General features: G+C 71.3%; 13 protein-coding genes and 1 pseudogene. All 14 read right to left on the reverse strand.

Annotated elements, in window-relative coordinates:
* Positions 1 to 4: 4 nt before the first annotated feature.
* Positions 5 to 1,318 carry an ABC transporter substrate-binding protein gene (locus M8C13_RS32100; RefSeq protein WP_252484509.1) on the reverse strand — a complete coding sequence of 438 codons (1,314 nt, stop codon included), beginning with the start codon at positions 1,316 to 1,318 and terminating at the stop codon, positions 5 to 7.
* Positions 1,315 to 3,432, reverse strand: coding sequence for an alpha-galactosidase (locus M8C13_RS45605; RefSeq protein ID WP_252484510.1), 2,118 nt, complete (start codon positions 3,430 to 3,432; stop codon positions 1,315 to 1,317). The genes M8C13_RS32100 and M8C13_RS45605 overlap by 4 nt, the downstream gene beginning before the upstream one ends.
* Positions 3,433 to 3,580: 148 nt before the next feature.
* Complete coding sequence (locus M8C13_RS32110; protein ID WP_252484511.1) at positions 3,581 to 4,609, reverse strand: LacI family DNA-binding transcriptional regulator; 1,029 nt, start codon at positions 4,607 to 4,609, stop codon at positions 3,581 to 3,583.
* Between the two features lie 98 nt (positions 4,610 to 4,707).
* On the reverse strand, positions 4,708 to 5,904 hold the full coding sequence (locus M8C13_RS32115) for an acyl-CoA dehydrogenase family protein (RefSeq protein ID WP_252484512.1): 1,197 nt from the start codon (positions 5,902 to 5,904) through the stop codon (positions 4,708 to 4,710).
* A gap of 1 nt (position 5,905) precedes the next feature.
* Positions 5,906 to 6,850, reverse strand: a complete 945-nt coding sequence (locus tag M8C13_RS32120; RefSeq protein ID WP_252484513.1) for a 3-hydroxyacyl-CoA dehydrogenase NAD-binding domain-containing protein — start codon at positions 6,848 to 6,850, stop codon at positions 5,906 to 5,908.
* Positions 6,847 to 7,593, reverse strand: a complete 747-nt coding sequence (locus M8C13_RS32125) for an acetoacetate decarboxylase (RefSeq protein ID WP_252484514.1) — start codon at positions 7,591 to 7,593, stop codon at positions 6,847 to 6,849. The genes M8C13_RS32120 and M8C13_RS32125 overlap by 4 nt, the downstream gene beginning before the upstream one ends.
* Before the next feature lies 1 nt (position 7,594).
* Positions 7,595 to 8,362, reverse strand: a complete 768-nt coding sequence (locus M8C13_RS32130) for a crotonase/enoyl-CoA hydratase family protein (protein ID WP_252484515.1) — start codon at positions 8,360 to 8,362, stop codon at positions 7,595 to 7,597.
* Positions 8,363 to 8,397: 35 nt separating this feature from the next.
* Complete coding sequence (locus tag M8C13_RS32135) at positions 8,398 to 9,558, reverse strand: CaiB/BaiF CoA-transferase family protein (RefSeq protein WP_252484516.1); 1,161 nt, start codon at positions 9,556 to 9,558, stop codon at positions 8,398 to 8,400.
* A gap of 115 nt (positions 9,559 to 9,673) precedes the next feature.
* Positions 9,674 to 10,582 (reverse strand): LysR family transcriptional regulator, encoded by a 909-nt coding sequence (locus M8C13_RS32140; RefSeq protein WP_252484523.1) that lies wholly within the window; start codon positions 10,580 to 10,582, stop codon positions 9,674 to 9,676.
* Positions 10,583 to 10,652: 70 nt separating this feature from the next.
* The gene (locus M8C13_RS32145; RefSeq protein WP_252484517.1) at positions 10,653 to 11,057 is read right to left on the reverse strand and encodes a nuclear transport factor 2 family protein; all 405 of its coding nucleotides are present in this window, start codon (positions 11,055 to 11,057) and stop codon (positions 10,653 to 10,655) included.
* Between the two features lie 115 nt (positions 11,058 to 11,172).
* Positions 11,173 to 11,634, reverse strand: a complete 462-nt coding sequence (locus M8C13_RS32150; RefSeq protein WP_252484518.1) for a MarR family winged helix-turn-helix transcriptional regulator — start codon at positions 11,632 to 11,634, stop codon at positions 11,173 to 11,175.
* Positions 11,635 to 11,774: 140 nt separating this feature from the next.
* A complete protein-coding gene (locus M8C13_RS32155) occupies positions 11,775 to 12,761 on the reverse strand; it encodes a family 43 glycosylhydrolase (protein WP_252484519.1) in 987 nt (328 codons plus the stop codon).
* Positions 12,761 to 13,645: an alpha/beta hydrolase gene (locus tag M8C13_RS32160; protein WP_252484520.1), complete on the reverse strand. Its 885-nt coding sequence runs from the start codon at positions 13,643 to 13,645 to the stop codon at positions 12,761 to 12,763. Before M8C13_RS32160 ends, M8C13_RS32155 begins: the two co-directional genes overlap by 1 nt.
* 29 nt (positions 13,646 to 13,674) lie before the next feature.
* A pseudogene (locus tag M8C13_RS32165) lies at positions 13,675 to 13,904 on the reverse strand (rhamnogalacturonan lyase); the annotation flags it as partial.

Below are 13,904 nucleotides of genomic sequence, written 5' to 3' on the forward strand. Positions count from 1 at the left end.
GGCTTCAGAACCCCGGCAGGCCCTGGGCCCTGGCCAGCTGGGCGAACTGGTCCTGGGTGCGCTGGGCGACCTGCTCGGGGGTCAGCACGCCCTGCACCAGGTCGGCCAGGTTGAGGTAGAGGTCCGGGTTGGCCGCGGCCAGCGCCTGCATCGAACCGACCGCGGTGCGCAGCGCGCCGTGCGCCTCCTGCGCGGCCTGGGGCACGCCGGGCGGGGACGGCACGGAGGGCTTGAGCGAGACGGTCTTGCGGTCGTTGACGAAGGCCGGGTAGCCCGGTCCGAGCCAGTAGGCCAGCAGCTGCCGGGCCGCGGCCTCCCGCCGCTGGTCGCCGGTGCGGAAGGCGACCAGCGCGTTGGTCTGGTCCGGGATGAAGGTGCCGACGTTGCCGCTGGGCGAGATGGGGAAGAACCCGATCCGCTCGTCCAGCTCGGCCGGGCTCGCCTTGGCCTGCAACTGGGTGAGGAAGGAGTTCACCTGCACCGCCATCGCCGCGCGCCCGGCCAGCAGCGCGTCGGCCTGGTCCTCCAGCCGCGCGGTCTTGAGGTCGGCGTTGAACAGGCCTTCGGCGATCAGCGCCTGGTACTGGGCGATGGCGCCGCGGATGGCCGGATCGGTGAACTTCTCCTTGCCGGTGTTCACCCGCTCCCACAGGCCGTCCCTGGCCGCGTCGGCCAGCTGCACCTGCACCCACCACTGGGTCGCCCAGCGGTCGCCGCCCATCTCGTGGAACGGGGTCTGGCCCTCGGCCTTGAGCTTGCGGGCCACGGTCAGGAACTCGGCCCAGTTCTTCGGCGGCGCGGTGATCCCGTGCCGGGTGAGGACCTGCTTGTTGTAGTACACGCCCTGCACGGCCGGGCTGGTGATCAGCGCCGCGTACCGGGTGCCGTCGAGCTGGCCGGTGATCTCGCGCAGCGCCGGGTCCAGGCTGTCCAGCCAGGGCGCGCCGGTCAGCGGCTGGAGGGTGGCCTTGGCGTTGACGGCCCTGAGCATCGAGCCGGTCGGCTGCCAGAAGGCCAGGTCGGGTTTGTCACCGGCGGCGACCTTGGTCTGCACGCCCTGCTCGTAGGGGTCGGGGATGGTGAGCACGCGCACGGTCGCGCCGGTGGCCCGCTCGAAGGCGGCGACGACCGCGGCGGGCGCCTTGGTGGAGTTCTGCGCGGCCCACACCGTCAGCGTGGTGCCGGCCAGCGGGGCCGAGGGGTCGGGCCAGGTGGTCACCGTCGGCGGGCCGTCCTGGGCGGCGCCGGGGTCGGAGCACCCGGCGGCGCACAGCCCGAGGGCGGTCAGCGCCGCCAGCAATGGCCGGAACTTCCTCATGACGTCTCCTCGGCTGTGCCGCGCGTGATCCTGATGAGCCGTGCCCGCGGCCCGGCGGGCACCCGCAGGCGCACCCCGCCGTCCGCGTTCCGCGTGATGTCCCAGTCGCCCGCGCCGCTGGGCGGGAAGGCCACGCCGAGGTCCCCGGCGGGCAGCGGCAGGGTGGTCTCCCCCGGCCCTTCGCCGCGGTACCAGACCGAGACCAGGGTCTGCGCCGGTGTGTCCAATGTGGACACCACCCACTCGTCGTGCCAGCCCGGCAGGTCCAGCGGCCAGCCCGGCACCGCGGTGGTCAGGTGGCCGGTGTGCTCGCGGGCCAGTTCGACCGCGGCGCGGACCAGGCCGAGCTGGCGCTGATCCATCCGGTCCAGCCGCCCGGACAGGTACAGCCGCCCGGCCAGCCCGGTGCACAGGGTGAACACGATCTGCTCGTCGGTCATCTCCGGCTGCGGGTAGGCCCAGTTGCCCGCCTGCTCGGGCAGCACCGACAGCGGGGCGGCCGCGGCCACCGGCGGGTAGCGCAGCGGGTTCTGCTGGTCGGAGGTGGATTGCAGGTGCAGCCGGGACAGCAGCGCGTAGTCCGCGCGCAGGCCACCGGAGGCGCAGTTCTCCACCAGCAGCCCAGGATGCCTGCGCAGCACGCCGTCCAGCCAGTCCAGGTGGGCGCGGTTGTGCCCGAGCAGCCCGGCGCCCGCGCTGTCGGCCGCGCGGTCAGTGCCCGCTCCGGGGGTGACGTTGTAGTCCAGCTTGAGGTAGCCGACCCCCAGGTCCTCGACCACCCGGTCCACCACCTCGTCGAGGTGCTTGACCGCTTCGGGATGCCGCAGGTCGAGCAGGTAGCGGCCCTGCTCCACGATCCGCAGGCCGCGGCGTTGCAGGAACGCCGCGTCGGGCAGCCGGTCGGCCACCGGGCTGCGGCAGCCAACCACCTCGGGTTCCAGCCACAGCCCCGGCACCATCCCCGCCTGCCGGATGTGGTCCAGGACGGCGCGCAGGCCGCCGTCGGGAAAGCGGGTCACCGAGGGCTCCCAGGCCCCGACGGAGTCCCACCAGTCGCCGTCGTCGGCGTACCAGCCAGCGTCGATGCAGAAGACCTCCGCGCCGACCGACCCGGCCGCCTCGACCAGCGGGCGGAGCTTGGCGCTGGTCGGGTCGCCCATCAGCGTGTTCATGTAGTCGTTGAACACCACCGGCGCGGACACCCCCGGCCCGCGCAGCGCCCGCCGGTAGGCCGTCAGCTCGGCCACCGCTTCCTGCCAGCCGTCCGCCACGGCCAGCGCGACCGGCACGGTGCTGAACTCCGCGCCGGGTTCGAGCACCTGCAACCACTGGTGGTCCGCGTCGGTCGGGCCGAGCAGGGCCAGCACCAGTTCGGTGCTCTCGTCATCGCCGAGCCGCTCGCCGACCTCGGCCCGCCAGGCCCCGTTGTGCTCGACCTGCCAGGCCACCGCCGGACCGCCGTCCGCAACCGCGAGCACGCCCGCCGGGATCCGGGTGCCGGAGGACCAGGCGCCCGCGCTGACCACCGCGTGCGCGCCACGGGCGTCCTGGTGCTGGTGCGCGCCCAGGTCCAGGTGCGGCAGACCGGCGGGCGCGCTCAGCGGGACCCGGTCCCAGCGGCCTTCGCCGACCCAGTCGTTGTAGCCGGTGCGCAGCTCCACCTCGGCGGGCGGCCGGGGACCGACCGGGTCGCCGAGGGCCAGCGAGGTGACCGCTTGCAGCAGCACGGGTTCCGCGCCCTCGTTGCGCAGGGTGGTGCTGGCCTGGACGGCGGCGGCCGTGGCGGGCGCGCGCAGGGTGCTGGTGACCCGCAGCCCGGTCACCGGGTCCTGCTGGCTGATCTCCAGCACCGCCCAGGTCCCGTCGGTGCGGGTGGTGTGGCCCAGGTGGCGCAGCCGCGCGCCGATCGCGGTGGCGGTGTTGCGGGTGTTCGCGCTGGCGTGTCCGTGGCCCACCGCCAGCACCTCCACCAGCGGCTGGCGGGGCTCGCGCCGGTGCGCCGGTGCGCCGGGGACGGTCGCGGCGAGGATCCGCACCGGGCCGTCCTGGCCGATCCCGAACTCCAGGCGCAGGCGTTCGGTTCCCCAGTGGAGGGAGTTCTCGGACTCGGTCACGCTTCCTCCACGCTCAGCGGGCTACGGTGCCGGAGGCTATGAAAACGTCATTCAGAATCCGACGCAAGAGGCCAGCTCAAATCTCTGACAGCGCTTTCAGAACGCGTGATCATGAGGAACCAGGCGGCATCGCGCGGAGCAGAACTCCTCAGCCCCTGGCCGACCTGGGCCTTCCGGAGGAGCCGCGGACGATCAGCTCCGGGTCCACCGCCACCGGGGCCGGTCTCGGCTCACCGGCGAGCACGGCGGCGAGCAGTCCGAAGGCCTGGCGGCCCAGCTCGACGAAGTCCTGGCGCACCGTGGTCAGCGCGGGCGACCACAGCTCGCTGAGCGGGTGGTCGTCGAAGCCGACCACGCTGACCTCCTCCGGCACCCGCCGCCCACGTTCCTGCAACGCGCGCAGCACGCCGATGGCGATCTCGTCGTTGCCGCAGAGCACCGCGGTGACGTCTTCGCGCTCGGCCAGGCCCAGCCCGATCCGGTAGCCGGACTTCGGCGTCCAGTCGGCTTCCAGCACCTCCGGCACCGGGATGCCCGCGCTCTCCAGGGCCGCCCGCCAGCCCGCGGTCCGCCCGGTCCAGCGTTCCGCGCGCGGCACGGCCACGTGGTGCACCACCTCGTGCCCCAGGTCCAGCAGGTACCGGGTGGCGTGCTCGGCGGCGACCCGGTCGTCCATCACCGCGCGCGGCAGGTCGCCGTGCCGGGACAGCGCGGGCGCGGCGGCGACCACCGGCAGCGAGGCCGGCATGGCGGCCAGCGCGGCGGCGCCGGCCGCGTCGTACTCCAGCACGATCGCCCCGGCCACCGGCTGGCTGAGGCTGAGCGCCAGCGCGCCGCCGACCACCTCGCTGGCGGTGGACTCCACCACCGTGATGACGACCAGGTACCCGGCCTGCCGGGCGGCCTCCTCGATGCCCTGGATGGTGCTGGCGTAGCCGTACCTGGTGGTGTTCCCGGCGACCACGGCGATCATCGACTGGCGGCCGCGCACGAGTGCCCTGGCCGCGCCGTTGGGGATGTAGCCGAGCGTGCGGACCGCGGCGAGCACCCGGTCCCGCTTCTCCGCGGCCACCGGCACCTCGCCGTTGAGCACCCGCGACACCGTGGACACCGACACCCCGGCGGCACGGGCCACATCGGCGATGACCGGCGGCCGGGCCCGCTCGTTGGACTTCACGCCGCCCAGGGTAGGCCAGCGGGCGCTTCTTCGATCATGAACGCCCCGCACGCCGAACAGCCGGTGACCGTGGCCACCGGCTGTTCGACTCGTCCTGATCACACGAAGGCGCTCTGCCCGGTGATCGACTTGCCCACGATCAGGGTGTTCATCTCGCGGGTGCCCTCGAAGGAGTAGATGGCCTCGGCGTCGGTGAAGAACCGGGCGATGTCGTGCTCCAGCAGGATGCCGTTGCCGCCGAAGATCTCCCGGCCCCAGGCCACCACCTCCCGCATCCGCGCGGTGACGAAGGCCTTGGCCAGCGCGGAGTGCTCGTCGCGGAAGATCCCGGCGTCCTGCAGCCTGGCCAGCTGCACCAGCATGCCCCAGCTGGCGGTGATGTTGCCCAGGCTCTTCACCAGCAGGTCCTGCACCAGCTGGAAGCGGGCGATCGGGCGGCCGAACTGCTTGCGCTCCTTGGCGTAGTCCAGGGCCAGCTCGTAGGCCCCGATCATCACGCCCAGCGCCTGCCAGGCCACCCCGCCGCGGGTGGCGCGCAGGATCTCGGCCACATCGCGGAAGGAGTTGATCCGCTGCAAGCGGTTGGCCTCGGGCACCCGGACCTCGGTCAGGGTGATCTCGGCGTTCTCCACGATCCGGAAGGCGATCTTGCCCTCGATCTTCACCGGGCTGAACCCAGGGGTGCCCTTCTCGACGACGAATCCCTTGACGTGGTTGTCGTCCACGTCGCGCGCCCAGACCACCACGTAGTCGGCGAAGGTGGCGTTGCCGATCCACTTCTTCGCGCCGTTGAGGATCCAGGTGTCGCCCTCACGCTTGGCGGTGGTGCGCATGCCACCGGCGACGTCGGAACCGCCGAGCGGCTCGGTCATCGCGAACGCGCCGATCTTGTCCATGGCCGCCATCGCGGGCAGCCAGCGGTCGCGCTGCTCCTGGTCGCCACCGGCGTGGATGGAGTACATCGCCAGTCCGTTGTGGACACCGAAGAAGGTGGCCACCGAGGCGTCGACGCGGGTCATCTCCATGGCCAGCATGCCGTTGAGCAGGTTGCTGCCGGCGGCCGGGTGCTCGCCGTAGCCCTCGTAGGGCAGTCCGGCCAGCCCGCTGCCGCGGAAGATGTCGATGAGCTCGCGGGGGAACTCGCCCTTGGCCCAGTTCTCGTTCACCAGCGGGCGGACCTGCTCGCGCATCAGCTCGCGGGCCTGCAGGAGGATCTTGCGCTCCTCGTCGGCCAGCAGCGTCTCGTAGTTGTAGAAGTCGGCGGTCAGCTGGTCTTCCAGTGCTGCCATGCTCATCTCAGTTCTCCTCCTTGCTGGCACTGTCCAAAGCGGACAGCACGGCGAGCTGCTTGCGGTCGCGCGCCTCGGCGAGTGCCGAGTACGTGGAGGAGCCGTAAGCCTTCTCCACGGCTTCGATGAGCCGTTCCTGTTCTGCTTCGTTCTGCGAGGGCTGGCCGAGGCCGGCCCACATCTTCTTCATCGACTTGCCGATGTGCTCGGCCAGGTGCCGGTAGCCGCCGGGGCCGCCGCCCAGGTGCGAGCCGAGGAACGGCCCGACCGTGGCCCAGCGGATGCCGAGGGAGTTCGTCATCACCTTGTCCAGGTCCGCCGGGGTCACCACGCCCTGCTCCACCAGGTAGATCGCCTCGCGGCTGAGCGCGTTCTGCAGCCGGTTGCCGACGAACCCGGGAATCTCCTTGCGCTCCACCACCGGGGTGCGGCCGAGGAAGGTGTAGAAGTCCACCGCGGCGCGCACGGAGTCCTCGCTGGTGCGCTCGCCGGGCACGACCTCCACCAGCGGGATGAGGTGCGGCGGGTTGAACGGGTGGCCGATCAGGATCCGGCCGGCGTCGTCCAGGTCGCCGGTGAAGGCGGTGGACGGGATCGCCGAGGACGAGCTCAGCAGCAGCGCGTGCTTCGGCGCCTCGCGGACCAGGGTGGCGAACAGGTCCTTCTTGAACTCGACGTTCTCGGGTCCGTTCTCCTGCACCACATCCGCGTCCCGGACCGCCTCGGTGACATCGGCGGCGAGCTGGACCCGCTCGGCCAGGCCGGTGACGTCCAGGCCTTGGGCAGCCAGGTGCGGGGTGAACTCGGTGAGCGCGGCGGCGACGGCCTCGGCGAGGTCCGGGCGGGGGTCGCTGACCCGGACGGTCAGGCCGTGCCCGGCGAACAGCGCCGTCCAGGACAGGCCGATGGTGCCCGCGCCGATCACCGCGGCAGTGCGGAACCGCTGGCTCATGACCGTGCTCCCTTCAGGTAGTCGAAGACCGGCTTGACCGGAGCGAGCGTCAGGTCGGTGAGGATGTGGCTGGCGGCGACGACCTCCAGCACCGGCAGGTCGGCCAGCGGGGCGAGCACGTGCTGGAACAGCTGGAGGCGGGCGGGCCCGGTGTAGGCGGCCTTGACCACCAGGTCGGTGATCTCGGTGCGCACCAGCTCCTGCACCCTGGGCGTGCCGTCGTAGCCGGGGATGGTCTTGAGCATGAAGGTGGGCACGGTGATCTGTTCCTCGGCCGTGCGCGGGTCCAGCTCGTGGTGCTTGTAGCCCATGGTCGCGGTGGCCACCCGCAGCGTGCCGTAGTCCAGGGTGCCGACCAGTGCGCCGCTGTCCACGTAGAGTCGTGGCGCGCCAACGGTTTTCGGGTAGGCGCTGACCTCGCGGCCGGAGGCGGTGGCCGGGAAGTTGTCCAGGTGCATCGCGTGCAGGTACTCGCCGCGCTCACCGTCGAAGGTCACCGGGATCGCCTGGCCCGCCTCGGTGTAGGGGCCGTACCCGCTGACATCGCCCATCTTCATCACCTCGAACCGGACCAGCGGCTCGTCGATCTCCAGGGGCTCGGGCACGACGGCCCGCAAAGCCTCGGGGTCGGTGCGGTAGACGATGTTGAGGTACTCGCGGTCGGTGAACTTCGGCACGACCGGCGGGAAGGCCGGGCTGGTCAGCGGGGTGGTCACCCGCTGCCGGACGTCGTTGATCCTCATCTCACGCCCCCGTCCACTGCGGGGCGCGGCGCTCGGCGAAGGCGGTCATGCCCTCGCGGACGTCGGCCGAGGCCATCAGCTGGGTCAGGTGCTCCCGTTGCGCGGCAAAGGCAGTGGGCTCGGGCACGCCGTGCGCGGCGCGCACGATGGTCTTCACCGCGGCCAGCGCGAGCGGGGCGTTGAGCGCGAGCTGCTCGGCCAGCTGCAGGGCGACCGCGGCGGTCTCGCCGGAGGCGGTGACCCGGTTGGCCAGGCCCAGCTCACCCGCGCGGCGGCCGGTGACCGGCTCGCCGGTGAGCAGCAGCTCCATGGCCAGGTGGTGCGGGATGCGCTGGGGCAGCCGGATCACTCCGCCGCCCGCGGCGACCAGGCCGCGCTTGACCTCGGGCAGGCCGAACCGGGCGTCCTCGGCGGCCACGATCAGGTCGCAGGCCAGCGCCAGCTCGAACCCGCCACCCATGGCGAAGCCCTCCACCGCGGCGATCAGCGGCTTGGTCAGCTCGGTCTCGGTCAGGCCGCCGAACCCGCGGCCGGGGATCTCCGGCGACTCGCCGCGCAGGGCGGCCTTGAGGTCCATGCCCGCGCTGAAGGTGCCCTCCGCGCCGGTCAGGACGCCTGCCCTGAGCGCGGGATCGGATTCCAGCTCATCGAGCGCGGCGGCCAGTCCGGTGGCGACCGCGGCGTTGACGGCGTTGCGGGCCTGCGGGCGGTCCAGGGTGATCAGCAGGGTGCTGCCGATCCGTTCGACGCGTACTTCGGTGGTGCTCATGACGTTCTTCCTTCTGCTGCCCGGGATGCCCGGGTTCAGCGGGTGGCGAGTTCGGCGAGGACCTCCGCGGTGTCCTGGCCGGGCACCGGGGCCAGCCGGCGGATCGAACCGGGCGTGACGGCGAAGCGGACCGGGATGCCGATGGCGCGGATGGGGCCCTCGGTGGGGTGTTCGACGGTGTCGAGCAGGTGGCCGTCGCGGACGTAGGGGTCCTCGTGCGCGCGGTCCAGCTCCAGCACCGGGGCCATCGGGATGCTGTGCTTGGCGCAGACCTCGGCCCACTCGGCGGTGGTCAGCGCGGGCGCGCACTCCTCGATCAGCGCGGCCAGGGCCTCGTGGTCGGCGCTGTCCACGGCCGGTCCGTTCACCCGGGGGTCGGCGGCCAGGTCGGGGCGGCCGGCGGCGGCGAAGAAGTCGCGGAAGTTCTGCGGGTTGTACGGGATCACGCAGGCGAAGCCGTCCTTGGTGCGCACCGCCTGGTGGCCCTTGGTCATCGACAGCGCGAAGCCGGTCTGGCCCTGCGGGGGCTCGAAGACGTGCCCGGCCAGGTGCTCGACCAGGTTGAAGGCCAGCAGCGTGTCGGTCATCGGGATCTCGATCCGCTGGCCCTGCCCGGTGCGGTCCCGGTGCACCAGCGCGGCGAGCACGCTGTAGACGATGGTCAGCGAGGAGACCTTGTCGGCCAGGATGGTCGGCAGGTAGACCGGCTTGCCCAGCGCGCGGTTGGCGATGTCGACCAGGCCGGAGGCGGCCTGCACGGTCTCGTCGTAGGCGGCGTGGCCAGCCAGCTCGGAGTCGCCGCGGAAGCCCTGGGCGTGTGCGTAGATCAGGCCGGGGTTGGCCTCGGCGAGGTCCTCGTAGTTCATGCCGAGCCTGCTCAGCGCGCCGGGCCGCATGTTGGTGATCACCACGTCCGCGGTGCCGATGAGCTCCAGGGCGGTGGCCCGCTCGGTCTCGTCCTTGAGGTTGAGCGCGACGCTGCGCTTGTTGCGGTTGACGTTGAGGTGCAGCGGGGTCATGCCCGGCGTGGTGCGGTAGTGCCCCACCCGCGCGGTGTCCGCGGGCGACTCGATCTTGATCACGTCGGCGCCCAGGTCACCCATGATCTGGGCCGCGTACGGGCCCATCACCACGGTGGAGAGGTCGATCACGCGCACACCGTCCAGAGGGCCGGTGGCGCCGGTGAGCTCCGTCATTGCTCGTCCTTTCGCGCCGGTTCAGTTCGTCTACAAACGAACCTAGGCGCGAACGGAAAGAATGGGAATGTTCGAATCGCGAACAATGGTATGACCACAGCGGTCATACCATTTGTCAGACTTCGAGCGGTTCGGCGAAGACCTCGCGAGCAGCGGAAATGAGTTCGTCGAGGTCCCCGCCGTGCGCCCGGTCGTGCCGCCAGAGCAGCCCGGTGTCCAGGCGCGGGTGGAAGTCGGCGAACGGCAGCACCGCCACGTTCGCCAGCTTGTAACCATGCATGGGACTGCGTGAATCGAGCATGGAAATACCGAAAGCAAGCCCCTCGGAAATGAGCTCGGAAACTCCGCCATATCCGGCACCGGTCAGCCGAATGCGTTTTTTCACGCCGAGCTCGGCCAACTCGCCGTCGAGCCGCTCGAAGTAGCCGAGCATCTCCCCGGCCGGACCGGCCACATAGGACAGATCCGCCAGCTCGGCCAGCGTGACCGACTCCCGCCCGGCGAAGGCGTCCGCGGGCACCACCGCGCCGAGCCGCTCGGACATCACCGGCAGCTGCTCCAGCGCCGGGTCGGCCACCGGCAGCCTGGCCAGCGTGAGCGCCAGCTTGCCCTCGCGCACCGCGGTGACCAGGTCGGGGGTCGCGCCTGGCCACCGCTTGAGCTCGAAGCGCTCGCGGACCCGCCCGGCCAGCTCGTTGACCCGCTCGCGCAGGTCGGGGTGCACGCCGGAGGGCAGGCCGAGGAACACGGTGCCGCGCCCCTGCCCGGTGGCCTCCCGCAGCCGCCACGGGATGGAGTTGACCCGCTCCAGCACCTCGCGCGCCATCGGCAGCAGCGCGGCCCCGGCCGGGGTCAGCGCGACGTGGTGGGTGTCCCGGTCGAAGAGCCGCTGCCCCAGCTCGTGCTCCAGGTCCTTGATCCGCTGGCTGAGCGGGGAGGCCGCCATGTGCAGCCTGCGTGCGGCGGCGGCGAAGTTCAGTTCCTCGGCCACCGCGAGGAAGTAACGCAGGTGCAGCATCTCCACGGTCGCCAACCCTATAAAGCTGACCGGCAGTCCACAATGGATGCCGGCGCCGGTCAGCGGCTCGCTCGGCTCAGCCCTTGCCCCAGAAGGCGTCCTCGGCCTCCGGGTCGGGGGAGAACAGCCACGCCTCGGCGATCCGGTCGCCTTCGATCCGCAGCAGGTCGAGCCCGTGCTGGGACATCGTCGCGCCCTCGCGCTGACCGGTGAAGTGCACGGGGGCCGCGACCACCGACCCGTTGAGCATGGGGGGCGCGGTCAACGAGAGCGCGAAAGTCCCTTCACTGACGGCCATCATGGCGCCGATCATCTCGCCCACCGCGGCACTGCCGTGGTGGACGCCGGAGAACTGGTTGCCACCCGGCTGGTGCCAGACGATGTCGTCGGCGAACATGCCGGCGACGGTGCCGAAGTCCTTGGCGGACAACGCGTCGAAGTACTTGGTGGCAACGGCGAGCGGGTCGGTCGACTGGGCCATCGGAGATCTCCTTGGGGTGAGTTCCAGGTACCGGCCAATAGTGACTATTCGTAACCAGTCACCTCAACGTAACCAACGCGAACCTGTGACCGGCGTCACCCCAAGAAGTGTCCACTCAGGACTGGCGGTCGGGGTTGCGCCCGTCCCCCATCGCCCGCCCTGCCGCCCGCAGCTTGCCCAGCGTCACGGCGAACTGCTGGAGGGAGCGCTCGGAGACCACCGACCCGAGCCGGACTTCCAGCTCGGCCTCGAAGACCTTGGTGGCCTTGGCGAGCAGGCGGTTCCCGGCGGCGGTCAGCTCGACGATGGAGGACCGGCGGTCATCCGGGTTGGCCCGGCGCCTGCAGTACCGGGCGGCCTCGACCCGGTCGACCACCTTGCTCACCCCGCCGACCGTGATGCCCAGATCCGTGGCGATGTCCTGCACCCGGCAACCCGGGAGCCGCGCGATGACCCGCATCACCTCGAACCAGGTCACCTGCAGGTCGCACTCCGCGCGCAGCCGCCGGTCGACGGCGTCCCACAGCTCCATCTCGTAGTGGATCAGGTCGTGGTACAGCGCCTTCAGGTCGACCATCGTGCTTCTTCCAGAGAACCATCTTCCGCGGACACCTCATTCTACGCGGCCCCCGACGGTCCAGCTGGCGCACGCGGAACTGGGCAGGGTGCCCCGGCCACACGCGCCGGGGCACCCTGCTGCTCAGCTCCGTGAGACTGCTACCGGCGGATCGGGTTGATGCCGGTCAGGGTGGGCACCACCGGCTGGATGCTGCCGTCGCGGTTGAAGCGCATCCGGTCGATGGCGGTCTCCCGGTGCGTGCCGTCCCCGCCGGGGATGGCGAAGCGGTGGTAGGCGATGTACCAGTTGTCGGAGCCGGGCGCGCGCAGCACCGAGTGGTGCCCGGTGCCCTTGATGCCCTGGTCCAGCCGCTTGCTGAGGATGACCCCGCGCTTGGTCCACGGGCCCAGCGGGGACGGGCCGGTGGCATAGGCGACCCGGTAGTCCTCGCTGCGGGTGTCCCCTTCCGACCACATGAAGTAGTAGGTGCCCCGGCGTTTGAACACGAACGAGCCCTCGTTGTAGTCCTGGGGTTTGTGCGTGCGCACCTTCGCCGGGTCGAAGGAGACCATGTCCGGGTTGAGCGGCACCTGGTGCGAACCGCCCTGGCCCCAGTACAGGTAGCTCCGGCCGTCGTCGTCGGTGAACACCATGGGGTCGATCATCTGGCCGCCGTAGGTCCCGGCGGGGACGAGGGGTTTGCCCAGTGCGTCCTTGAACGGGCCGGTCGGTGAGTCCGAGACGGCGACGCCGAGGTGCTTGCCGGTGTCGCCGGTGGCCTTGCCGCCGCTGAAGTAGAAGTAGTACTTGCCGTTCTTCTGCGCCATCGCCGGGGCCCAGGCGAACTTGTCCGCCCAGGAGATGTCCTTGTCCAGGTCCAGGATGACGCCGTGGTTGCGCCAGTGCACCAGGTCGGTGCTGGAGTAGGCGGAGAAGGTGCTGCCGCCCCAGCCGGGGAAGCCGTCGGTGGTCGGGTACAGGTAGAACCGGCCACCGGCGGTGGTGAGGTGCGGGTCGGCGGTCAGGCCGGGCAGCGCGGGATTGCCCATGGCCGTACCGCTTTCCGCCGCCGCGGGCAGTGCGCCGCTGAACAGCAGCGCCGCGGTGGCCGCGACCGCGACCCGCCGGAGGTGGTTGCCTCTCATCACAGCATCGACTCCCAGGTTGTGCTGCCGGAGGAAGCGTCGGCCGGCAGCCGGTCGCGGGCGGCGGTGTCGGCGTAGAGGCCCCAGCGCATCCAGTCCACGAAGGTGTTGCGGGCGCGGGAGTCGCTCCAGTAGCTGCTGTGGTCCCCGCCGCGGAAGGTGAGGAAAGCCTTGGGGCGCGGCAGTTCCCGGTAGGCCTGGCGGGCGGAGGAGTAGGGACAGACGGGGTCCCGGTCACCGTGGATGAACAGGACCTTGGCCTTGACCGAGGCGGCCGGGTTGCCCATGTCCACACAGGCCAGCGGGACCGCGGCGGTGATCCGCGAGTCGGGCACGATGGTGAGCAGGCTGTGCGTGGTCATACCGCCCATCGAATAGCCGTAGGCGCCCACGCCCGCCGTGGTGTTGATGTGGCCCCGCAACGGGTCATTGCCCGTGTTGAGCGCCAAGGTCCGGGTGATGACCTCGGAGACGTCCCGGCCCAGGGTGCCGTTGTAGGCCTCGCCGATGCTGGCCCTGTTGAAGTTTGGTGCCGGGACGATGAAGCCCGCCGCGGCCATCGGCCGGATCTGCGACAGCGCGCCCTGCGGGCTGGCGCCGCTGCCGTGGGTGTACGCGCAGACCGGGAACACACCGTCGGCCACGGGCGCGTTGGTGACCGGTCCGCTACCGGGACTGCCTTTGGCCGGGTAGTAGACGTAGGTGGTGACCCGGCGGCTGCCGCGCATCCAGTTGTACTGGCGCACGCCGACGGCGAACGGTGTGGTCGGCGCGCCCAGCGGGTTGACTGTGGCGAGCGCCTGTCCCGCGCCGAGCAGGCCGAGGCCAAGGCCCGCCGCTCCAGCCGCGCCAACACGTAGGAAAGCACGTCGTTGCATGGTCATGGCTGACTCCGTGGGGTGTGGGTCGGGCGTCACGGGTTGAGGAAGCTGGCGTGCGGCGGCTGGTTGTAAGCGGTGTTCTGCCACGCCACGGCCAGCCGGTACTGGCGGTCCTGCATCAGCGAGGCCCGGCTGATCGAGGTCGGCGTGGTGGTGGAGTAGATCCGCAGCGCCCGGTTGTCGCTGGTGCGCCAGATGACCTCTTCCCGCCAGTCACCCAGGATGTCGGCCTGCAACACCGGAGTGGACTTGGTGCCGTTGT

The sequence above is a fragment of the Crossiella sp. SN42 genome (assembly GCF_023897065.1).
In the GTDB taxonomy this organism is placed as follows: domain Bacteria; phylum Actinomycetota; class Actinomycetes; order Mycobacteriales; family Pseudonocardiaceae; genus Crossiella.